The 21,165-nt window shown below is 65.9% G+C and carries 20 protein-coding genes; 9 read left to right on the top strand and 11 right to left on the bottom strand.

The window, feature by feature from the left end:
• Positions 1-260: 260 nt before the first annotated feature.
• Positions 261-1,730 carry a saccharopine dehydrogenase NADP-binding domain-containing protein gene (locus ACTMO_RS0103800; protein WP_019853336.1) on the bottom strand — a complete coding sequence of 490 codons (1,470 nt, stop codon included), beginning with the start codon at positions 1,728-1,730 and terminating at the stop codon, positions 261-263.
• A 93-nt stretch (positions 1,731-1,823) separates the two neighbouring features.
• Positions 1,824-2,717, bottom strand: coding sequence for a LysR family transcriptional regulator (locus tag ACTMO_RS0103795; RefSeq protein ID WP_026448843.1), 894 nt, complete (start codon positions 2,715-2,717; stop codon positions 1,824-1,826).
• 236 nt (positions 2,718-2,953) lie between these two features.
• Between ACTMO_RS0103795 and ACTMO_RS0103790 the strand changes: the two genes are divergently transcribed.
• Positions 2,954-4,243, top strand: a complete 1,290-nt coding sequence (locus tag ACTMO_RS0103790; protein ID WP_019853334.1) for an MFS transporter — start codon at positions 2,954-2,956, stop codon at positions 4,241-4,243.
• A gap of 82 nt (positions 4,244-4,325) precedes the next feature.
• On the opposite strand, the gene ACTMO_RS0103785 is transcribed toward ACTMO_RS0103790, so the two are convergent.
• The 3 genes from ACTMO_RS0103785 to ACTMO_RS0103775 are packed head-to-tail and all read right to left on the bottom strand — an operon-like array spanning position 4,326 to position 5,189.
• Complete coding sequence (locus ACTMO_RS0103785) at positions 4,326-4,682, bottom strand: hypothetical protein (protein WP_157062785.1); 357 nt, start codon at positions 4,680-4,682, stop codon at positions 4,326-4,328.
• A complete protein-coding gene (locus ACTMO_RS0103780) occupies positions 4,679-4,939 on the bottom strand; it encodes a hypothetical protein (protein WP_019853332.1) in 261 nt (86 codons plus the stop codon). The genes ACTMO_RS0103785 and ACTMO_RS0103780 overlap by 4 nt, the downstream gene beginning before the upstream one ends.
• Positions 4,929-5,189 carry an HC3 family zinc finger protein gene (locus tag ACTMO_RS0103775; RefSeq protein WP_019853331.1) on the bottom strand — a complete coding sequence of 87 codons (261 nt, stop codon included), beginning with the start codon at positions 5,187-5,189 and terminating at the stop codon, positions 4,929-4,931. The genes ACTMO_RS0103780 and ACTMO_RS0103775 overlap by 11 nt, the downstream gene beginning before the upstream one ends.
• 123 nt (positions 5,190-5,312) lie before the next feature.
• On the opposite strand from ACTMO_RS0103775, the gene ACTMO_RS0103770 reads away from it, so the two are divergent.
• The 4 genes from ACTMO_RS0103770 to ACTMO_RS0103760 all read left to right on the top strand — a co-directional run bounded on the left by ACTMO_RS0103770 (position 5,313) and on the right by ACTMO_RS0103760 (position 7,782).
• On the top strand, positions 5,313-6,167 hold the full coding sequence (locus tag ACTMO_RS0103770) for a helix-turn-helix domain-containing protein (RefSeq protein WP_033401488.1): 855 nt from the start codon (positions 5,313-5,315) through the stop codon (positions 6,165-6,167).
• Positions 6,157-6,351 carry a DUF397 domain-containing protein gene (locus ACTMO_RS0103765; RefSeq protein ID WP_026448842.1) on the top strand — a complete coding sequence of 65 codons (195 nt, stop codon included), beginning with the start codon at positions 6,157-6,159 and terminating at the stop codon, positions 6,349-6,351. Before ACTMO_RS0103770 ends, ACTMO_RS0103765 begins: the two co-directional genes overlap by 11 nt.
• A 262-nt stretch (positions 6,352-6,613) precedes the next feature.
• Positions 6,614-7,474, top strand: coding sequence for a hypothetical protein (locus tag ACTMO_RS22785; protein WP_157062784.1), 861 nt, complete (start codon positions 6,614-6,616; stop codon positions 7,472-7,474).
• A gap of 119 nt (positions 7,475-7,593) precedes the next feature.
• Positions 7,594-7,782 carry a DUF397 domain-containing protein gene (locus tag ACTMO_RS0103760; protein ID WP_019853328.1) on the top strand — a complete coding sequence of 63 codons (189 nt, stop codon included), beginning with the start codon at positions 7,594-7,596 and terminating at the stop codon, positions 7,780-7,782.
• 48 nt (positions 7,783-7,830) lie between these two features.
• Here the strand turns inward: ACTMO_RS0103760 and ACTMO_RS0103755 are convergent, their stop codons facing one another.
• Complete coding sequence (locus ACTMO_RS0103755) at positions 7,831-8,883, bottom strand: nitronate monooxygenase (protein WP_019853327.1); 1,053 nt, start codon at positions 8,881-8,883, stop codon at positions 7,831-7,833.
• Between the two features lie 371 nt (positions 8,884-9,254).
• Here ACTMO_RS0103755 and ACTMO_RS24165 point away from each other — a divergent pair, with 371 nt between their 5' ends.
• Positions 9,255-9,653 (top strand): Imm50 family immunity protein, encoded by a 399-nt coding sequence (locus ACTMO_RS24165; protein WP_157062783.1) that lies wholly within the window; start codon positions 9,255-9,257, stop codon positions 9,651-9,653.
• A gap of 310 nt (positions 9,654-9,963) precedes the next feature.
• Here the strand turns inward: ACTMO_RS24165 and ACTMO_RS0103750 are convergent, their stop codons facing one another.
• From ACTMO_RS0103750 to ACTMO_RS21860, 3 genes are all read right to left on the bottom strand, one after another.
• Positions 9,964-10,518 carry an SMI1/KNR4 family protein gene (locus ACTMO_RS0103750; protein WP_019853326.1) on the bottom strand — a complete coding sequence of 185 codons (555 nt, stop codon included), beginning with the start codon at positions 10,516-10,518 and terminating at the stop codon, positions 9,964-9,966.
• A gap of 34 nt (positions 10,519-10,552) precedes the next feature.
• Entirely contained in the window at positions 10,553-13,210 is a 2,658-nt protein-coding gene (locus ACTMO_RS24010; RefSeq protein WP_019853325.1) for a polymorphic toxin-type HINT domain-containing protein, read from the bottom strand.
• Positions 13,211-13,378: 168 nt separating this feature from the next.
• The gene (locus tag ACTMO_RS21860; RefSeq protein ID WP_019853324.1) at positions 13,379-13,903 is read right to left on the bottom strand and encodes an alcohol dehydrogenase catalytic domain-containing protein; all 525 of its coding nucleotides are present in this window, start codon (positions 13,901-13,903) and stop codon (positions 13,379-13,381) included.
• Between the two features lie 331 nt (positions 13,904-14,234).
• On the opposite strand from ACTMO_RS21860, the gene ACTMO_RS0103735 reads away from it, so the two are divergent.
• Together ACTMO_RS0103735 and ACTMO_RS0103730 are read left to right on the top strand one after the other, a co-directional pair.
• A complete protein-coding gene (locus tag ACTMO_RS0103735; protein WP_019853323.1) occupies positions 14,235-15,008 on the top strand; it encodes a HisA/HisF-related TIM barrel protein in 774 nt (257 codons plus the stop codon).
• A 499-nt stretch (positions 15,009-15,507) separates the two neighbouring features.
• A complete protein-coding gene (locus ACTMO_RS0103730) occupies positions 15,508-16,272 on the top strand; it encodes an AfsR/SARP family transcriptional regulator (protein ID WP_019853322.1) in 765 nt (254 codons plus the stop codon).
• Between the two features lie 37 nt (positions 16,273-16,309).
• Here ACTMO_RS0103730 and ACTMO_RS20205 read toward each other — a convergent pair whose 3' ends face one another.
• Complete coding sequence (locus ACTMO_RS20205; RefSeq protein ID WP_051099173.1) at positions 16,310-17,188, bottom strand: alpha/beta fold hydrolase; 879 nt, start codon at positions 17,186-17,188, stop codon at positions 16,310-16,312.
• Positions 17,189-17,323: 135 nt separating this feature from the next.
• Entirely contained in the window at positions 17,324-18,751 is a 1,428-nt protein-coding gene (locus ACTMO_RS0103720; protein WP_019853320.1) for an MBL fold metallo-hydrolase, read from the bottom strand.
• Positions 18,752-18,930: 179 nt separating this feature from the next.
• Between ACTMO_RS0103720 and ACTMO_RS0103715 the strand changes: the two genes are divergently transcribed.
• A complete protein-coding gene (locus ACTMO_RS0103715; RefSeq protein ID WP_019853319.1) occupies positions 18,931-21,090 on the top strand; it encodes a HelD family protein in 2,160 nt (719 codons plus the stop codon).
• Positions 21,091-21,165 lie beyond the last annotated feature (75 nt).

Raw genomic sequence — 21,165 nt, 5'->3', positions numbered from 1 at the left:
CACCTTCCACGATGCTCGTCCGAATGCCGGGGACACGAGGGAACGCGGACACACCGTTCGCTCCGGGCGCGGTGGCCCGATCACCCCGACGGGCGCTAACGGCGGAATTCATCCCGGCGCTGTCCACACGCGGGGTGGTGGCCACACCACCATTGGAGTGAGTGCGCGATCACGGTGGTGCCGTTGTTTTCCCGCCACGGATCACCGTGCGCGAGCGTGTGGTCCCGCCCTTTCCTGATCCGTCCGTGTTCTCATCGTCCTCACGTGACCAGAATGTTCGTGAACTGCCAGGGATCGTCCCGCGCCGTGGCCGCGGCAGCGGCTCCGAACAGATCCCAGGAACCGCTGGCCGGGGTCCAGTCGGTGCGTACGGAGGGGCACTCGCCGAGATACGGTTCGGCGGCGGCGAGCACCTCCTCGTCGTCGAGGTCGTCCGGCACGCACAGTCCCCGCTCGGGATGTGCGAGCATCCACCGCAGCGCCCCCAGTGCCGAGGCGGCCACCTGCACGGTCGTGGCGTTCTGACCGGGCACCAGTGCTCTGGCCCGGGTTATGTCCAGTTGGCTCCCCGTCCACCAACCGTTGAGGTCGTGCCCCAGCAGCAACACCCCGAGTTCGTCCATCCCGGCGACGATCTCGGAGCTCATGACCCGCTGGGCGGACTGCATCCGGTATCCCCGCATCCGGCACTCGTGCAGCGAGGCCAGTCCCGCGTCGCTGGGCAGGTACGCGAAGTGCACGGTGGGCCGGTACACCACCCCGCCCGATCCGTCGTGGACGGTGAGGTGTTCGCTGATCGTGTAGGTCTCGCCGTGGCTGATCATCATGCCCAGCATCGGCCCGGTGGAGGGAACCCAGGAGCGAACCCAGGTGCTCATTCCCGTGCGCGCGAGATAGATCTGGTTGCCTGGACCGGTGGCGTGGGTGACCGCCAGCGGCGGAAGCTCCCGTTCGTGCGTTCCCCAGCCCAGCTCGGCCGGGGCGGTTCCCTCCTCGTGGCAGCCTTTGACCGACCAGGTGTTGACGAACTCGTCCACCTCCTTCGGGCGGTCTCCGCGTTGGGTGTCCCGTTCGGCGATGTGAACGGACCTGGTCCCGGTCCACAGGGCCAGCCGCGCGTGGTCGTCGTCGGACAGTGCCCCTTCCAGGCGTGCGCGCCGCGCGGGCTCGATCCGCCTTCCCCGCTCGTCGAGCAGGGCGCGGGCCACCTCGCGCAGCGCCCGTTTGGTGAGGTGGCTGACCAGCCCCGGGTTGGCGCCGTGTTCGACCACGGCCGTGGGGCCGTGGTGGTCGAGGTTCTCGCCGAGGGCGCGGAGGGTGGCGTGTCTGCGGTAGGTGGTCCGGTCGGCGGGAGTGGTCTCCGGGTCTCCGTCGGAGTTCCACGTCTCGATCGAGGTGTCCAGGTAGTGCACCCCGTTCCGGTGGCACCACTCGACCAGCGCGCAGGAGTCGACGTCCCAGGTGAGGTTGATCAGCACGTCACCGGCCCCGAGTTCGGCCCCCAGCGTTCCGGCGAAGTTCTCCCTGGTGAGGCGGTGCCGCACGTAGCGCGCTCCGGCGGCGAGGGCTTGTTCCACCCCCGCCGGTGGTTCGACGAAGTCCATGACCGTGAGCCGTCGCGGGTCCAGGTCGACGTGCCGCAGCAGCAGCGGCTGGAGACATCGGGACACGGCTCCGCAGCCGAGCAGCAGCATCCGCCCGGGAAACCGGATGCGCCAGTCAGCGTCCATGTCTCGTCTTCTACCCGCTTCCGCGCGGACCGGTCCACACCGCGCCGGGCAAGGCAATCCGATCGGCCCAGTGGAGGTCCGCGGTCTCCCGACTCAGGACCGAGTCTCTCCGGGCACGACGAGGTCCAGGAAGGAACGCAGCACCGGATGCGGGGCACCGCTGCGCCAGGCGATGGCGGTCTGGGCCTGTTCGGTGACGTCGTCCAGCGCGAGGAAGGCGACACCGGGGCGTTGCAGTCTGCGCACCGAGGCGGGCACCACCGAGACCCCCATGCCTCCGGCCACCAGCCCCACGATGGTCTGGATCAGCCAGACGTCGCGTTGCACCACGTGTGGGGTGAACCCGGCCCGTTCGCAGGCTTCGACCACGATCGCGTACAGCCCGGGCATGCTGCCGTGCCGTGCGGGCAGGATGAACGGTTCGGTGACCACGTCGGACAGCTCCACCCGCTCCCGGTCGGCCAGGGGGTGGGTCGAGGGTACGGCCAGCACGAGCGACTCCTCGGCCACCGGGCGCACGTGCAGGGCGGGGTCCTCGAAGGGCAGGTAGAACAGCCCGGCGTCGATCCTGCGGTCGTGCAGCCGCTCGACGATCTCGTCGGGGCGCATCTCCTGCAGGTGCAGGGTGACCTCGGGGTACTCGGCCTTGAACCGACGCAGGATGGGTGGCAGCACCGCGTTGGAGGCCGAAGGGATGAACCCGAGGGCGAGTCTGCCGACCAGCCCGCTGCCGACCTCACGGGTCATCCGCGTGGCCTGCTCGACCTCGTGCAGGATCCGCCGTGCCTCGTCCAGCAGCACTTTCCCCGCCTCGGTGAGCTGCGCTCCCCGGGTGGTGCGGTGGAACAGGGCGGTGCCGACCTCGCTTTCGAGTTTGCGCAGCTGCGCGCTGAGCGGCGGTTGGGCCATGTGCAGCCGGGTCGCGGCCCGGGTGAGGCTCTGCTCCTCGGCGATGGTCACGAAGTAACGCAAATGGCGTAGTTCCACGGTCCGCCCCTGTCACTGCGCAGCATCAGGCCATATGTCACGGATATGAGTACCGCCACGAGATGGTATTGGACATATGACGTGGGTCAAAGTCACGCTGACTGGCCGACGGCCGCGAGTGCGACGCACCACGAGCACACGGGGTGGTGCCGTGCACGGGACACGCCCCGGTCGGCGGTTGAGGATCGTCGCGGCCGTCGGCCACTTCGAGCCACGTTCACATCGAGGAGAGAGCTGTGTCGGGTGTTGGAACGACGGGCCGCGCGGGCGCCGGATGGGTGCTGCCGCTGTGTTGGGCGGCGGTGCTTCTCGACGGCTTCGACCTCGTGGTGCTGGGAACGGTGTTGCCGGTCATGCTCGACAACGAGCTGTGGGGGCTCGACCCGGCGAGCGCCTCGGTCGTCTCCACCGTGGGCCTGATCGGGATGATGGTGGGGGCGCTGACCATCGGGGTGATCACCGATCTCATCGGGCGCCGCCGGGTGCTGCTGGTGGCGGTGACCACCTTCTCGGTGTTCACGCTGTTGTGTGCGGTGGCGCCGTCCGCCTTCGTGTTCGGGTTGCTGCGTTTCCTGGCGGGCCTGGGTCTGGGGGGCTGTCTGCCCACCGCGATCACCCTGTCCACCGAGTACGCCCGTGGTAACCGGAGCGGGACCGCCACCACCACGATCATGACCGGCTACCACGTCGGCGCGGTGCTCACGGCGTTGCTCGGTATCGGGCTGATACCGAGTTTCGGTTGGCAGGCGATGTTCGTCGCGGGGGCGGCTCCGGCTCTGGTGCTGGTGCCGTTGATGGTGCGGTACCTGCCGGAGTCCGAGGTGTTCCGCAGGAGGGAGGAGCGCACCCGGCAGCAGTCCGGCGGCGCCTCGGTCCGCGAGAGCATCTCGCTGCTGTTCCGTAACGGCATGGCGGTGTCCACGGTGGCCTTCTGGGTGGCCTCCTTCCTGGGGTTGATCCTGGTCTACGGGCTCAACACCTGGCTGCCGGAGATCATGCGCACCGCCGGGTACCCGCTCGGCGAGTCGCTGGGGCTGTTGTTGACGCTCAACGCCGGTGCCGTGGCCGGGTTGGTCGTGGCGGGCAACGTGGCCGACCGCGCCGGGGTGAAGGGCTCCACGGTGTCCTGGTTCGGCGCGGCGGCGGTGATGCTGGCGCTGCTCAGCGTCAAACTGCCCGCCTTCGGGTTGTACACGGCGGTGTTTTTCGCCGGCTTCTTCGTGTTCAGCGCCCAGGTGCTGGTCTACGCCTTCGTGGGGCGCAGTTACCCGGTGGACAGCAGGGCGACCGGTCTCGGCTGGACCACCGGTGTGGGGCGGATCGGCGCCATCAGCGGGCCGCTGATCGGGGGCGCGCTGCTCACGGCCGGTATCGCCTACCCGTGGGGTTTCTACGTGTTCGGTGCGATCGGGGCGCTGGCCGCGCTGGCCGTGGGCACCGCCGCACGTCCGCAGGACGTCGAGGACTCACCCGAGGGCGCGGTGTCGGAACGGGCTGGCTCGGACGAGTCCGTGGCCACGGGTTGAGGACCTCCGACCCCGCCCGGGGTGTTCCGCGTCCGGGGAGTCGTCGGCGACGCGACCGGCGACTCCCGCCCGGCGGTGCCGCTCAGTTCCGGGGCAGCCGGTGCAGCCCGGCGAGCACGCGGCGCATCAGTGCCAGCTCCGGATGCTCCCGCTCGGGGGTGGTGTCGGTGCCGCGCTGCGTCACCGGTTCCGGCGCGGCGGTCTCGAACAGTCGGGGGTCTCGGTCGGGGTCGCACAGCGGCCAGCGGATCAGCTCCACCGTCGGCGGGTCCGGGTGGGCGGGCGGCTGCCACCGCACGGCGGCCAACCGCCACGCCGCCGGTCCGGATCCCCCGGCGTGACGGGGGGACGTCCCGCGTCGGGAGCGGATCTCGGCCACGACGGCAGCTCCGAACAGCACCACGAGGGTGCCCAGTATCCAGCTCGGGCTCGGGGTCACCACGGATCACCGTCCCGCTCGCCCAGCGCCCCGGTGTCGATGACTCCGGCGTCGATGACCCCACCGGTGAGGCCGCCGCCAAAGGACAGCGCCGCGCCGTGCTCCCGCAGCTGTCGCGCGGCCCGCTCCAGCACCCCGGCCGTCTCGGCGCACTGCCGCGCCGTGGCCCGACCTCCGGCCAGGTCGTAGGCCACCTGGTCCACCATCCACTGCTCGTGCGTGAGCAGCAGCGCCAATCGTGCCTGGTCACTGGTCACGGTCCAGCCTCCCCACCCGCCGCTCGATCTCGGACAGCGGCTCCAGACCGACGATCTCCCGTGTCCGCTCGTCGCACTCCCGGCAGGTGCGCCACAGCCACGACACCTCGTCCACCTCGGCGGACACCTCCGCGCCGCACAGTGTGGACACCACCGTGCCCTCCGGGAACTCCACACTGGGCGGTGGAACCCTGTCCTCGCTCGCGTGCCGAGCCCCACCACCCGGCACCCACACGAACGGATGCGGCATGATTCCCTCCTTATGCCAACAACGCTTATCGTTGCCAGCATCATTATGTGTTGCTAGCAACACTCCCTGCAATCACCTGATAGAATGAAGTAAGCACCATGAGGCGCGGGTTATCGTTGGCGCATGGGCGGCAACAGCCGAGGATTGCCCAAGACACGAACACTGGGCGCTGAACTGCGAGAAGCACGTGAGAAAGCAGGGCTATCCACACGAAAACTGGCGGAAAGAGTCCACAAACACCATAGCGTGCTCGCCCGTTACGAGAGCGGTGCCAAACGCCCAGAACCAGAAACGGTCGCGGCGATCTTGACCGCGCTCGGCGCCACCGATGCCGAGCGCAAACGGGTTGTCGAACTCGCCCGCGCCGCCGAAGACGCCAATTGGGTGGCCGTCGGTGACTCTTCGCACCGCGATATGACCACTCTCATCGAGTACGAACGCACCGCAAGCACCATCGCCGAAGTAGCCACTACGGTGATTCCCGGTGTCCTACAAACCCACGACTACGCGCGGGCGATCATCGCGACCTGGTCACCTCGAGATGCTGACATACGCACAGCCATTCGTCTCGGACGTCGCGACATGCTGACCAAGCGGGACGCACCCGAGTTCACGGCGATCATCACCGAAAACGCTCTTCGAGACCCCATCGGCGGGACCGAGGTGCACACAGAGCAACTACGGCACCTGTTGAAGATGGGTGAACTACCCAACGTCGAGATCATGGTCGTCCCCAGCCTCACTGGTCAATGGAACCCGACTCATGCGGGAAGTTTCATCTACTTCGGCTTCGACAAGGCAGCACCTATCATCTACATCGAACACTTCAGCTCGTTGACACTGCTGCATACCCCGAAAGAAGTACAGGCCTTCGAAAACGCACTCACCACCCTACGGAACACGGCGATGAGTCCCGAACGATCAGCCGAGCTCATCGCCACACTCGCTGACACAGAAGGAGCATCCAATGACACCTGAGCAACCCATGAACTGGCGCAAGTCCAGCCGCAGCTCCACCGGCAACGCCTGCGTCGAGGTCGGCGGATTCCCCGAAGGCGTGGCCGTGCGCGACACCAAGAACCGCGCGGCGGGCCACCTCGCCACCACCCGCACCCAGTGGACGGCCTTCCTCACCGCCCTCAAAACCAACCGCTTCGACTGAGCAACTTGTCTACATGCGGAAATGAGCTGAACTCCGGCAACGCGGAGAGCACAGCAGAGACATCAAACTTTGATCATAGAGAGCTAACTTCGAAGCAGCGCTACCACGACACCGGGGGGGCTAGCTCATAGAGCGAGTGATCGCCTACTCTAGTGAGAGTAAACGATCACCCCGAGTGAAGGATGCCGTGTCAGCGAGCGGCGCCAACCAACACCGCTGACACGGTCATCCTCCCTCTTGCATGTCCTCAGGAAGGACAATCATGGATAACCATAGCTCCCAGGTATCTCGTACGCACCGTGAGAACAACCTCAATCCAACTGTCCAGCTGATGACTATAACCCCGGAAATGGCTGGTCAGTGGCTGGAGACCAACGACAGCAACCGCAACGTACGCGAACGTCTGGTGGAGAAGATCGTAGGAGCGATACAACGAGGCGAGTGGCAGATAAACGGGGACACTGTACGGTTCGATGAGAATGACAGGTTGCGGGATGGTCAACACCGGCTGTTGGCCATCTATCGTTCCGGGTGCTCAGTGCAGTCGTTCGTGGCGTGGGGTATCTCCAGGGATGCGCAGGTCACCATGGATACCGGCGCGAAACGTAGCCTGGCTGACGTGCTACGACTGCGAAACGAATCGCTGGTGACCGAGTTGGCTGCTGCACTGCGGTTGTACTGGCGATACGAGCAGGGAACACTACGGTACTTCAAAATCGAGCCCACCTATGAGGAGCTGTTGACACTTCTGGAGGACTGTCCTGGTCTGCGGAAGTCTGTACAGCAGTCACAACCAATCAAAAAATTTCGCATGTCTCCAGCAGTCGCCGCTGTCTCTCACTTCCTGTTCTCTACGCTGGATGAAGAGGAAGCCGACTCGTTCTTCGACCGCTTGGCGGACGGGAGTGACCTGACACAAGACAACCCGATACGCCGCTTGCGCGAGTGGCTCATCAGCACGCCCTCGTCGAAACGAAACTATTCACAAGCTCATATCCTGGCGCTGTACATCAAGGCGTGGAACGCACATATCAAGGGTGAGGGCCTTCGTACCCTGCGATGGAGAGTGGGTGGATCCAACCCTGAGGCATTCCCGACTCCTCTGGACCCAAACGAGTTCTAAGTGCTTCCTCGCCAATGAGTCCCGCCCCTGAACGAGTATAGGGGAGGCGAGGTCGCTATGAGTCCGGAGGATTCTCTCGCACTCATCAGCGACATAGCCAACAGGATGGAGAACACGCCATGACGACACCGCGCAACTGGCGCAAGTCCAGTCGTAGTACGAACACCTCGAACTGCGTCGAGGTGGGGTGGTTAGCAGACGGGACGGCCGTGCGTGACACCAAGAACCGGGCGGCGGGCCATCTCACCACCACCCACGCCCAGTGGACGGCCTTCCTCACCGCCCTCAAAACCAACCGCTTCGACTGAAGGTTCCCGGCACGGCGTCCCCGGCGCCCACTGGGCCCGGGGACGCGGTCAGTTTCGGGTGAACTCGCCGGGCACCGGACTTCCGGCCTCCTCCCAGAGACGGGCGGTGATCCGCGCCGCCGGTTCCGCACTGGCGGCGCGGTAACCGGTGCCCGCCCACAGTGCCAGCCCCTCCTGGTCGGCCTGGCCCGCCGCCGCGGTCCGCAGGGGCTTGGTGAGCTGGTTGACCTCGGGGTAGGCGGCCGGGGCGGTGGCGTCATGCTCGTCGATGAACCGGTTGCGCAGGCCGCGTGCGTTCCTGCCGGAGAACGCCCGGGTCACCCGGGTCTCGGTGAACCTGGGGTCGGCCAGCGCGTCCTTATGGGGCTGGGAGGCCCCGGACTCGGGGCAGCGCAGGTAGGCGGTGCCCAGCTGCACCGCCACCGCCCCGGCACGCAGCGCCTCGGCGATGCCGGGGCCCTCGGTGATGCCGCCCGCCGCCACCAGCGGCAGGTCCGTGGCCGCGCGTACCCGGCCGAGCAGGTCGAGGGTGTTCACCCCGTCGTCGGGGGTATCGACGTCGAAGGTCGCGCGGTGCCCGCCCGCGTCGGAGCCCTGCACCGTGAGGGTGTCGGCGCCGTCGCGTTCGGCCCGCAGCGCCTCCTCCACCGTGGTCACGGTCGCCACCACGTGCGTGCCGACCTCGTGCAGCCGCCGCACGGCCTCCACCGGCGGCGGCCCGAAGGTGAAGGAGACGATCGGCACCGGTTCCTGTTCCAGCAGGTCCAGTTTCTCCTCGAAGCGGTCCCGGTCGGACGGGTCGGTTCCGGGCAGGGTGACCGCGTAGCGTTCGGCCTCGCCGGACAGCTCCGCCCGGTAGGCGGCGACCTCCTCCGCCCGCTCCGCCGGGGCGCCGGGAACGAACAGGTTCACCCCGAACACCCGGGTCGCCGCGCGCAGCCGTTCGATCTGCTCCCGCAGGGCTTCCGGGGTCTTGTAGCCCGCCGCCAGGAAACCGGTGCCGCCCGCCTCGGCCACGGCGGCCACCAGCTCGGGGGTGGAGGGGCCGCCCGCCATCGGCGCGGCGACGAGAGGGATCCGCAGCTCGGAGAAAGCGAACACCGCGTGCGCTCCTGGTCCTCGAGGATGATCGTGTCCCGGCCCGCGACGGAACACGTCCAACGGACCGGCAAGATCCACGGTCACAAAGCAGCGGCGGGCGCGCAACAGCGGCGCGAATGACATGCGGCACAGACGCGTGAACGAAATGTCCGTCAACGCGGCGGAGGTGAAATCCCGGCACCACCCCAGTAACCAACAGCAAAAATCCGTGGCTGACTCCCTGACGGGGCACTAGGATCCGGCCGGTGATCAGGAGAGTGAGCAGAGCACCGGCAGCCGAGGACCGCACTGCAACGTGGCTGCCGTGGTCAGCCCCGGAACCGGAAGGGTTCCGGAAGCCCGTGACTCGCCATTCCAGGAAGTAGGCAACGATGAGCTGGCCCGATCTCGTGCTCCACACAGAAGGCATCAGAGCGATATACGGCGATCACGTTCCCACGCTGGACGGCATAACACTGCGCGAGGTGGTCATTGATCACGAGCGCTCATCCACCATACTCACGTTCGACCTGCCGGAACTTCCGGAGACAATGCCGAAAAAATGGGCCCAGAAAGGCGCCGACTCCGTCCGGTTGAAACTTGACTTCTTCCCACCTTCTCCGAGGGTGGGACACCCGCGTGATAGTGGATCTGCATCTCACCGAGACACACGGAGGTCTTCGTTGCACGTTCGGATCGAGCATGACACAACTGCACATGACGGCGAAACACGCCCGCCTCGACAGAGTATCCGCATACCTACAGGGCGAAGGATGCTGCTTCTAGCATAGCACGAAAACCAGACATAACCACACCACCCGCAACACCACCCCATGCTCACACGAGGAAGTCACATCTTCCCGAACTCACCTCCACAACTAGCATCCCACCAAAATCTTACCTCGCGTTTATGAGATCACTGTCACGGGCAAAACCTGACCTCGACCGCAGAGGGCGGCACAGTAGGTGTGGGTATCGTTGACGGTAAGGATAGCGCGGCCCCGGTACGGATGCTGGTGACCAACCGCCCCCTCGGCGGGATGTGTCCCCGCCCCGACAAACAACATCAGCATCTAAAGTCTTCCGCGAAAGCTCCCCTCTCTACACCGTGTCCCCGGGAGAGAAATAGGACTGACCGACCGGAGACAAGTTGACAAAGAACTCCGGATCAATCTCGTCCAGCTCCGAATAAATATCACCGGACAGAACCGACACCAGAAAACGCGTCATACTACCAGGAAAATAAAACCATTCAAACTCCTCATCACGCAGCACGACAGGCCACTGATCCGGATCCTCCACCGGATCCATAAGCCAAAAGAAAGCATCAGAATTAGGAGTATACGCCCACGGCAGCAGAGTCCTCTCGGGATCAGAAATCCAAAAGGGAGTCGACACTTTTCCTTTCAAAAAAAGAAAAGCGTCTACTTCCCTCTTCCAGAGATCCAATAGATGTGAATCCTCCGAGGCCGAACGCGGATCAACTAGGATGATTTCATCATCGAAAGCTCCTGGCCCGTATGTTTCCATGAACTCTTTGTAGTCACTAGGCAGGGTCACTCCCAGGAAACGTTCCACCTCCGCCCAGTTCACCTCCGGCAGAGACACCTCAGGCAGAGCGACGAGACTCTTCAACCGTTCCACATACCGCGACATGACTCACCTCCACAACCAGTATCCCACCAAAACCTTACCTCGCGTTTATGAGATCACTGTCAACGAACTTGCTTCCATAAACATCCCACGCCTCCATCCGGATGGAATCCGGTAAATTGTTTCTTCCACTATACTTCGGGGTCACATTGTAGCGCACGGGCCCATCACCTCGTTCGACAGCCCGAATTACTTTCCGTTCCTGATCGAACATGCGGGGGAAGTTAACAGGATCGTGATAAATAGTAGTCAAATTCCTCAAGTCTTTCCCGCTGCCACCCAGCACCTTAGCCAACAAGTGTCCACGTGCGTGCCCGTAAGGTGATTTTCCGCTCACAAACCCTACAGGAGTTTTCCGAGCTCTACTTCCGGTATTGATCATACTCTTGGTGACTTTAGCGGTCATGCCGGTGGCGCGGCCTTGGTCGTCGAGCTCGCCGTACTGGACCCATCCCCCGTCGTCCCAGCACTGTGTGTTGCTGTTGTGGACGAGGGATTCGTCCTGGCCGTCGAGGGCGACGTAGTAGGTGTGGGTGTCGTCGACGGTGAGGTTGTGGACCCGCTGCAGCGCGGTCCAGGTACGGATGCTGGTGACCAGCCGCTGCTCACCCTCAGCGGTGCGTACCCGATCCCCGACCTGAAGATCCTGGGCCTGCACCCACTCGTCCCGGTCCGGCACCCAGAACGGGTGCTCCCCGGTCGCGGTCACCGACTCGGTCGCATCACCCCGGTCACCATCGACATCCACGGTCACCTCGACCAGGTGCTTCTCGCCCTCGCCGGTGATCGTGGCCGTCACCCGCTTGGCCGCGGTCTCCCCGGTCTCCGGGTCCGTGGCCAACACCCGGTCCCCGAGCTCGACCTCCTCGATCGCCTTCCGCGACCCGTCGGCCAACACCACCTCGGTGCCCGGCACGAAACTGTTCGGAGTGCACGTGCCACCGGAACCGGACGAGCCCGGTAACGGAGACGAACCACGATCGGGCAGGTCCGGCGTCGAACCCGGCCGGGAAGCACCGCCACGTCGGCTCAGTCCGCCCACGGCCCCCAACACGTCCGGCACGAACCCGGCTTCCTCGCCGGAGGAGTCCCCGGAAGCCGCGTCGGCGGCCAGCACACCCAGATCCACCGGATCCTGGGCGTCCAACTCGTCCAGACGACGCCGCACACTGTCCGAAATAGTCTTGGACGGATCCGGACGCGTGTGCCGCGTCATCGCGTCGTCGCGCACACGCTGACGACGCGCGGCACGGCGTGCCGCCTCCCGAGCCGCCTGGCGTGCCCGGTTGATCGCCGCCCGCGAAACAGCCCCTCCGACGGACGAACCGGCATTGACCACGGCCACCCGGCCACCGGTGCGCACCACGCCCTTGCCGACACCACGACGTGGTTTCCCACGTGTCCGCGACTTACCGCCGCCCTTCGACTTCTTCCCGCCTCCGCGGGAGACCTTCGACCGCGAGGGCACGTCGTCGGCGGCCTTACTGGTCTTTCTCCCTCGACGCCAGGTCTTGTAGCCCTTGTAACCGGCCTTGAACCCCTTGGCGATCTTGCCGAACGGCGTGAAGTTCGCCACTGTCCAGGCACACCCCGCCCAGGATCCGTTGGCGCACCGCTTGGCGTCGTTGTACCCGGACAGCTCCTTGGCGGCGTTCACCACCTTGTTCCAGAAGTAGCCCTGCGGATCCACCCTGGTCAGCGGGTTGCCGCCCGCGTAGGCGTACCGGTTGGCGTCGGTGGTGCTCGTCGGATCCAGCTCCGCCGCGTCCCGCGAGGTGAACGTGCCGGTACTCGGCCGGTACCAGCGAGCCCCCATGTTCACCTTGCCGCTGTCGGCGTCGGTGAACTGCCCCTGAAAGCCCAGATCGGGCTGCTCACCCTGCCGCTGGCTCACCTCGCCGAACGGTGAGAAGGAACGCCACCCGGTCACCGAGCCGTCGGTCGGCGAGACCGTGCCCACCAGGTCGGTGTGTTGGTTGGTCACCGCGATCCCCGCCGAGTCACCCTCGGCCACCCCGAGAGCACCCCCACCGGGGGTGTAGGAGTACTCGCTCCGCCCGTCCGAGGTCACCTTCAGCGAGTCACCCGCGTAGGACAGCGAACGCTGCCCGGCGGTGACCAGGCGGTTCAACGCGTCGTACTCGTAGGACTTGTCGCCGTCGGCGGTCATTTCCCCGTAGGCGTTGAACCGCACGTCGGTGGTGGTCCCGCCCGTGGTGCGGGCGGTCACCGTCCCACGTGGGGAGTACTCGAACTCGGTGCCGCCCCGGGACAGCAGCCGGTTGCGCTCGTTGAACACCGCCCGCTCGTCACCGGCCGAGACCAGGTTCCCGGCGTCGTCCCAGGAGTACTCGGTGAGTTCGGCACCGTTGTCCCAGGAGGTGATCCTGCCCGCCCTGTCGTAGGTGTAGTGCGAGCTCGTCGTGCCCGACTGGGTCGAACTCTTGCGGCTGACCAGCCGGTCCTCGACGTCGTAGCTGTAGGACAGCTCCGCGGTGACCGAACCGTCCACCCCGCGGACGACGTCCGAGGACAACCGGCCCAGCTCGTCGTAGCCGTACTCGCGGCGGGTGCCCCGCTCACCGTAGTCCACGCTGCTGCGTCGACCGGCCTCGTCGTAGCCGTAGGAGGCGGTGATGCCGGTCAGCGGATCCTCGGCCACGGCCAGCCTGCCCGCCGCGTCGTAGCCGAACACCGTCTTCCCCGCGGCGGTGGTGCTGGAGCTGAGCCGGCCCTCGTCATCGTAGGAGAAGGTGTTGGTGTAGCCCGTTCAATTCGGACAGATATGGAAAGAGGGAGCGTCGAAACCGACCGAAAAGGAGAGAAACGCCGACACGGCGCGTTCACGCGTTGTCGGTGCGTGTCATCCCGTCAGCACGACGTCGCCGCCACGGTCCCGGCGCACCCTGCGTACGGCCTCCCGGACGTTCGAGAGATCGAACTCCGCGACGCCTCCGCGCACGGTCTCCCCCTCACTCCCCTCCCCCACCCACGGCGACGACACGGAGAGCGAGCTCGTTCCGGTGCCGATGCGACAGGCCACCGAATCCGGCACCGGGTCAGCGAGCACGACCAGATCCGCGACGTCGACGGCCACGTACTCCTGCCAGGTGCCCGTCACCGGGGTCGCGACCCGCGTTCCGCACTCCAGCGTGACCTCTTCCCACACGGCGTCGACGACCCCACAGCCCCCGAACCCCGGCACGGTGGGAAACACCTCGACCGGACGTCGGTGCGTTCCCGCGACATAGCACAGGTCCGACGGACCGACCGGGCGAGCCCGCAACCGAATCCGCACCTGTCCCGGACCGAGTACGGGCACGGGCACGTCGACGAGCTCGAGCACGTCCTCCGCCGGACCGTGTCGGCGGAACACCACCACACGCACGGCATCCTCCTCCGAGCTGCCGGTCGGATCCCGCGCGGGATCCGCGTGGTGCGTTCCGGCACGATCGACAACTCCTCGGAAACTAGCAGAGCTTTCTGACAACGCGCTGACAATGTGCTGACCCGTGGTGGGAGAAACCAGCACCGGCCACAACAGAAGCCATGTGTCAGCACATTGTCAGCGTGACGTCATCGCGGATTGATACTTCGTGAAAGGAATCGCTCCACGAACGGGAGTGACAACAACGAAGTAATCGGATCCCGCTGAGCGGTCCAGTACGACCACACACCGCACGGGCCGATCCGGTTCTGCCACCGAGAAGGTGATTCTCATGAACGACATCCTCAAACTGACCGACTTCCTGATTCCGTGTGTCGACATCGAGAACGGCAGGGCGACAACCCCGGCGCGGATCCCCGGACTCAACGACCCGTGGGATCCCACGGAAATCGTTCGCGCCTACGCCGATATCGGGATCAGGCGGGTTTTCTTCGACGTTTCCGACGACTGGAGCGACATCGACTCCATCGTTCCGACAGTGCGGACGCTGCGCGAGTGGAACGTCGAGGCACTCGTGTCCATGGCCAACGGAAGACTACGGAGCCCTTCCGAAGCGGCTCGGTTGGTGGCGGAAGGAGCCCGGGCGATCTCGGTCAGCACCGGGGTGGTCGAATCCGTCGACCTCGTCGTCGACACGGCCAAGGCCGTCGGCGAGAACCACATGATGGGCGTCATCAACTCGCGGACCGAAATAACGGGTAAGAAGGCCTATATCCACGGGGGACGTGTGGCGACCGGACGTGAGGTTTCCGAGTTCGGACGTTATCTGGTGGATCTGGGCATCCGGCTGATCCTGGCCAACAGCGTGGACCGCGAAGGCACCGGCCTGGGATACGACCACGCGCTCACACGGCTGGTGGCCGAGAGAACGGGGGTTCCCGTCATCGCATCCGGAGGTGCGGGCTCGGTGTCCCACCTGTGCCGCGGCCTTTCGGAGGGCAACGCGACGTACGTGCTCGCCAACAGGATGCTGCACGACGGACACGTGCCGTTGGGCGAGATCCAGGGCCGCCTGCTCGCCCGCGAGCAGCGCGAAACCGTATAATCGATACGGTAACTCGACACCGGGGACACCGGACGGTGTGTACGGCAGGCCACGCTCCGCCGAACAATCCGGGATCGGCCGTGTCTCCACCCCGTATCCGGAAGTCCGCTCACGGTCATGCGAGCTCCACACCGCCGTCCTGAAGGACCGGAAACCCTCCAAGGGCGACAGCGCCGCGACGAACCAAAAGCGAAAATATTCATGTTCGACGCGCCTCGACGAAAACGGACCATCCCCAACGAGTGTGCTCATGATTTTTCACACGAAAAACAAAGGATCACGTACTCTGGAGACAGGGAAATCCACACGGAACCCTCGAAAAGAAGTCCAACGACCTCCCGGATACTCACAGGCCGAAAGGAAGGAACGCAATGCAGCAAAATTCTCACCCAGAAGAAATTTTCACGCAAGAAAAAGAGTGTTTTCGCTGGTCTACCACTGACCACCGACTGTCCCAGGTTCGTGGGCCCGACTTCGTGCGGTCATACGGGAGAATGACATGATCCACTTCCGCATTCTCGGAGGAGTGTACCTCTGTGATGACACGGGGGAGAGCTTCGAGGTACGCGGCACGCTCCGCAGGACACTGTTGGCGTTGCTGCTGGTGAACAGAGGCCAGGTCGTACCGCACGAACAGCTGGCCAACGAACTGTGGCCGGACAGAGTGCCGAGCTGTTATGTCAACGCGCTCGAGGCACACGTGGCGCGGCTGCGGCGTGATCTGGAGCGGGTGGGCACGAACCGCTCGGGCCACCAACTCATCGCCACCAACCGGATCGGCTACTCCATCCACCTGGACAAGGAGGAGCTCGACCTCGACGTGGCCAACTCGCTGCTGACGAAGGCCCACCGACTCGCATGTTCGAACCCCGAGGAATCCATCGCGCTGATGGAGCACGCCTTCGACCTCTGGAAAGGCCCCGCCCTGGCGGGCGTCAGCGAACTGAGCCAACGACTGCGCGCCCACGCCCTGCAGATCGAGGAACGCTACGTCCTCGAACTCGAAAAATACATCGACCTCCATCTCGAATGCGGACACGACGAGTACGTCATCGTGACACTGCGGGAGCTGACCACGCGATACCCGCACCGCGAGCGATTCGTCGAACAGCTCATCACGGCCCTCGGACGACAGGGCCGCAAAGTCGAAGCCGCCGACCTGTTCCGCAGTGTCCGCACGTGCATGATCAAGGACTTCGGCATAGAGCCCTCGAAAGACCTGAACCGAACACTGCAGGAGGCCCTGAACACCAGTAAGGGGTAAGGTCTTCCCACGGACGCGTTCCGAGAGGCGCGCGGCTTCAGCCCCGACGTTCGGCCTCCACCTCCTCCACGTGTCGCCGGATGGTGGACACCAGCGGACCGAGCACCGGCTCGCTCAACGCGTGCCCCATCCCGGGGATCTCGACGCGCTTGGCCCCACCGAGGGCTTTGGCCAGGTACTCGGCGTGCGGCGGCGGAGCCACCGGATCCTCGGGGGCCTCGATCACCAGTGTGGGGGTGGTGACCCCGAGCAGCTCGTCACCGCGATCCAACCCGCCGGGATCCGCCGAGGCATGAGCCCAGCTCTGGCGGTGGGTACCGGAGTGGGCCATGATCCGCCTTTCGAGCTCGCGGAACCAGTCCGGGTCGAACTCCAGCACGTCCCCGTTGAGCAACCGCCAGTGCTCCACCCGCCAGGCGAGTTCCTCCTCCGGAGACCGCTGCTCGAAGATCCGCTCCCACATGGTCAGCAGTCGGGGATCCACTCCGGGAAGTCCGTCCCCCTCCTGCGGGCCTCCGGCGAGCTGCACTCCCAGCGCGGCGCTGCCGAAGAGCGTGGCGCCGCGGAGTCGGTGCGGGTGGTCGAGCAGCAACAGCTGCACCAGCACCCCGCCCATGGACATCCCGACCACGTGCGCCCGCTCGACATCCAGCGCGTCCAGCACCGCCACCGCGTCGGTGGCCAGATCCCGGATCGCGTAGGGATGTTCGTCGAACACCCGGCTGGAACGCCCGGTGTCGCGGTGGTCGTAGCGGATGACGCGGTACCGCTCGGCGAGGTCGTCCACGAAGCGTTCGGGCCAGCCCAACCCGCTCGTGTTCGCCCCCATGACCAGCAGCACCGGAACGGCGTGTTCGTCGCCCCGGGACTGCACCCACAGCCGACAGTTCTCGTCGACCCGCACCGTCGTCTCCACGGGCGAGAGTGTGCGCACCCCAGGGGAGACTCGGCAACTTCTTTTTCCGGCCGAGCGCCCCCGCGTCGTTCGGCCCGCTCGCCGAAGCCCAGGAGCGAAGGCCCGACGGGGGGTGTGGAAGTCCCGAGGGCCAGCTCAGCTCGCCCCGGCCAGCGGAACACCGGACTCGGCGGCGTTGCCGAACAGGTCGTCGACGAGCACGACCGTGCGTCCGGCCGATTCCAGCAACGAAGCCGCCGCTGCCGCCCGGTAGCCACTGCCGCAGTGCACCCACACCACCCCGAACGGGATCTCGTCGATACGCCGAAGAAGTTCGTAGAGCGGAACGTGCACCGCCCCGGTGACGTGGGAGGCGGTGAACTCGTTGTTGGTGCGCACGTCCAACACGACCTCCGGGGCGGGCAGCCCGTCGAGGTCGTCGGCCAGGGCCGTGGCCAGCTCGGCGAAGGTCGCGGTCGGGGTGTCGCGCAACTGCTCGACGTCGGCGGCCAGTTCCTCCGGGCTTCCCGCTGCCGCGCCGGCGAACGTGTCGATGCCGATCCGGCTCAGCTCACGCTGGGCCGCACCGACCTGCTCGCGGGACTCGCCCAGCAGCGTGAGGGGAGCGCCCCAGTCGATCATCCATCCCAGCCAGGTCACCATCGGCCCGTCCAGTCCCAGACTGACCGTGCCGGCCAGGTGGGAGAGCACATAGGCCCTGCGCGAACGCAGGTCGACCACCCACTCCCCGTGCTCCAGACGCCTCCGCAGCTCCTCGGGGCTGGCCCGGCTCGGTTCGCGCAGGTCGACCGGCTCCGGCCCGGCGGTGTTGCGCACGCCCATGTGCGCGTAGTACGCCGGGTAGACGTCCAACCCCGCCAGGGTCCGCTCGACGAAGTCACGTTCGGCCAAGGTCAACGCCGGGTTGATCCGCTTCTGCTCCCCGACCGTGGCCGCCTCGCCCGAGGCCGGTGCGGCCGAGCAGAAGCTGCCGAAGCCGTGGGTGGGCCAGACCCGTGCCCCGTCGGGAAGGATCGCCGCCAGTTTCCGCGCGGAGGCGTACTGGTGACGGGCCAGCCGCCGACTGTGCTGCTCGCCCAGCAGGTCGGTGCGGCCGGTCGTGCCGAACAGCAGCGACCCCCCGGTGAACACGCCCACCGGTCCGGACTCCCCCTCCAGGACGTAGGACAGGTGGTGGAAGGTGTGCCCGGGTGTGGCCACCGCGCGTACCCGCATCCGCGGTGAGAGCTCCACCACCTCCCCGTCGGAGAGTGGGCGGCGCTCGAACGGCACCTCGTCGGCGGCGGCCAGGCCGTACTCGGCACCGGTCAACCGGGCCAGTTCCAGCCCGCCGGAGACGTAGTCGTTGTGCACGTGCGTGTCCAGCGCCAGGACGATGCGCACGCCCAGCCTCCCGGCGGCCGCGATCATCCGGTCCACGTCCCGCTGCGGATCCACCACCACGGCCACCCCGCCGTCAGTGGCCAGGTAGCTGCGGTCGCCCAACGAGGACGTCTCGATCACCTCGACCGCGAGGTCACCACCCGGCCGTTCCCGCTGTTTCGCCACGTTTCCCGCCGTCACGATCGCTCCCCCTTTCCGTGACGTCGTTCCACGCCGGTGTTTCCGCCACCGGCCTCTCCCACACCTCCGAAGGCCTCCCGCGCCCGGCCCGCCACGCACCGGTCACCAGCGGCTCCGCCCGACTGCTCTACCCTGACGTAACGGTAGATTTCTCCCCACGGAGCGAACCGGAGAGAACAGTGACGCAGACGCGGACCCCGGAGGAAGAGCACGAGCACCGGCACCTGGCCGAGACGATGCGACTGCTGAACACGGAACTGGAGCGCCTCACCGACTCCGTCGAGAAGTCCGCCAGCTTCATCGAAGCGCAGAAGAAACACCTGTGGGAGCACTGGCGGGACATGGACAGCTCCGAGAAGGCCAAGTTCCGCGTCGACGTGGACATGTCCGTGGCCCAGGGTGAGCACACGGAGCGGAGGCGACAGCGCGTCGAACGACTGCTACAGACCCCCTACTTCGGGAGGGTCGACTTCCACCCTCGGGACGAGGTGGGCTCCGGTGCGCACTACATCGGCGTGCACAACTTCGCCGACCCCGAGACCCAGGAGATCCTGATCCACGACTGGCGGGCGCCGGTGTCCAGCCTCTTCTACGACTTCGAGGAGGGGCAGGCCCACTACGAGTCCCCCGAGGGCACCGTCCACGGCGAGATCACGGGCAAGCGGCAGTACAAGATCCGCGACGGGAGCCTGGAGTACATGCTCGAAAGCTCGTTGAACATCGGCGACGACGTCTTACAGCGGGAACTGAGCCAGTCTGCCGACGACCGGATGAAGAACATCGTGGCGACCATCCAGCGGGAACAGAACGCCGTGATCCGCAACGAGACGGCACGGGTGCTGATCCTGCAGGGTGTGGCCGGTTCCGGCAAGACCTCGATCGCCCTGCACCGGATCGCGTTCCTGCTCTACCGCTTCAAGGACACCCTCTCCTCCGACAACGTCATGATCCTCTCCCCCAACCGGGTGTTCGGCGACTACATCGCCGACGTGCTCCCCGAACTGGGCGAGGAACAGGTCTCCGAGATCGACGTCGACAGGATCGCCCGCTCGTTCCTCGCCAAGGTCACCGACTACGAAACGTTCAGCGAACAGGTGGTCACGCTGATCGACCACGTCGACGAAGCCGCGGCCGAGCGCATGCGCTACAAGGCCACCCCCGAGTTCGTCACCCGCCTCGACGAGTGGATCGCCTCGCGCGCGGACGAGGAGTTCACCCCCCAGGAGATCAAGCAGAAGTACAACCGGCTCTCGGCCGAATGGGTGGCGGAGACCTTCGCCGAAGCGGCGAACCTGCCCCTGTTCGACCGACTCGATCACCTGGCCAACCGCGCCGTCTACCTGCTCAAGCAGCGGGTTCGCGACAGAGGCGGCAAGTGGACCTCCAGCGACGCCTCCTCCGTTCGCAGGCAGGTTCGTGCCATGTTCCCCCACAAGGACGCCTTCGCGCTGTACAAGGCGTTCTATCGGGATCCGGAGCGTCGGAGGATGTTCAAGCCGCTCGGCCGGAAGAAGATCGAGTACGCCGACGTCTTCCCGCTGATCTACACCATGATCAGAACGGCCCGGCAGGAGAAGTACGGCCACATCCGTCATCTCCTGGTCGACGAGATGCAGGACTACACTCCCGTGCAGTACGCGGTGCTGCGCGAGCTGTTCTCCTGCACCATGACGATCCTGGGCGACTCCAACCAGTCGGTCAATCCGTTCAGCTCCTCCTCGCTGTCGACGATCCACAGCATCTTCCCGGAAGCCGACTGTCTGGAACTGTGCAAGAGCTACCGCTCCACCACCGAGATCACCGAGTTCGCCCAGAACATCTCCCGCAACGACAGGCTCGTCCCGATCGAACGCCACGGACCTCCCCCTCGGGTTCTCGCCTGTGCGGACGAGGAGGACGAGCTGGCACGCGTCCTGGAGGTCATCGAACGACACGGTGACAGCGAGTACCGCTCCCTCGGCATCATCTGCAAGACCCTTCCCCAGGCGGAAAAGCTCCACCACGCCCTGGCGGAGGCCGGTGTGGAGCTGACCCTGCTCGACTACGACAGCACGGCGTTCGCGAGCGGCATCGTCATCACCTCGGCACACATCGCCAAGGGGCTGGAGTTCGACACCGTGATCGTCCCGCACGTGGACGAGGCGAACTACTCCGGCGAGATGGACAAGTGCATGCTCTACATCGCCTGCACCAGGGCCATGCACGAACTCCACCTCACCCATCGGGGGGGACTCTCGCGCTTCCTGGAGTTCGCCGCGGACTCCGGCAGCGACACCACCACGGAAGCCGCCGGAACACCGGACGGCCACGAGCACACCACCCGGGCACCGGTGGGGTGACCCTCGGCGTGGTGCCCTCCCCGGGTGGCCGCGGAAGGACCAGTCACCCGGAACGTCGTGCCGGGGCCTTCCGGA

It is taken from the genome of Actinopolyspora mortivallis DSM 44261 (genome assembly GCF_000384035.1).
In the GTDB taxonomy this organism is placed as follows: Bacteria; Actinomycetota; Actinomycetes; order Mycobacteriales; family Pseudonocardiaceae; genus Actinopolyspora; species Actinopolyspora mortivallis.
The sequence above is the reverse complement of the archived record's forward strand: the minus strand, read 5'-3'. Positions and strand labels throughout refer to the sequence as shown.

Excerpts from the sequence above, each read along its gene's own strand:
- ACTMO_RS0103750 (WP_019853326.1), bottom strand. The coding sequence starts at position 10,518 with ATGTCGCGGTATGTGGAACGGTTGAAGAGTCTCGTCGCTCTGCCTGAG.
- ACTMO_RS0103765 (WP_026448842.1), top strand. The coding sequence starts at position 6,157 with ATGACACCTGAGCAACCCATGAACTGGCGCAAGTCCAGCCGCAGCTCC.
- ACTMO_RS0103775 (WP_019853331.1), bottom strand. The coding sequence starts at position 5,189 with ATGCCGCATCCGTTCGTGTGGGTGCCGGGTGGTGGGGCTCGGCACGCG.
- ACTMO_RS22785 (WP_157062784.1), top strand. The coding sequence starts at position 6,614 with ATGGATAACCATAGCTCCCAGGTATCTCGTACGCACCGTGAGAACAAC.
- ACTMO_RS0103735 (WP_019853323.1), top strand. The coding sequence starts at position 14,235 with ATGAACGACATCCTCAAACTGACCGACTTCCTGATTCCGTGTGTCGAC.
- ACTMO_RS0103800 (WP_019853336.1), bottom strand. The coding sequence starts at position 1,730 with ATGGACGCTGACTGGCGCATCCGGTTTCCCGGGCGGATGCTGCTGCTC.
- ACTMO_RS24165 (WP_157062783.1), top strand. The coding sequence starts at position 9,255 with ATGAGCTGGCCCGATCTCGTGCTCCACACAGAAGGCATCAGAGCGATA.
- ACTMO_RS0103760 (WP_019853328.1), top strand. The coding sequence starts at position 7,594 with ATGACGACACCGCGCAACTGGCGCAAGTCCAGTCGTAGTACGAACACC.
- ACTMO_RS0103730 (WP_019853322.1), top strand. The coding sequence starts at position 15,508 with ATGATCCACTTCCGCATTCTCGGAGGAGTGTACCTCTGTGATGACACG.
- ACTMO_RS0103770 (WP_033401488.1), top strand. The coding sequence starts at position 5,313 with ATGGGCGGCAACAGCCGAGGATTGCCCAAGACACGAACACTGGGCGCT.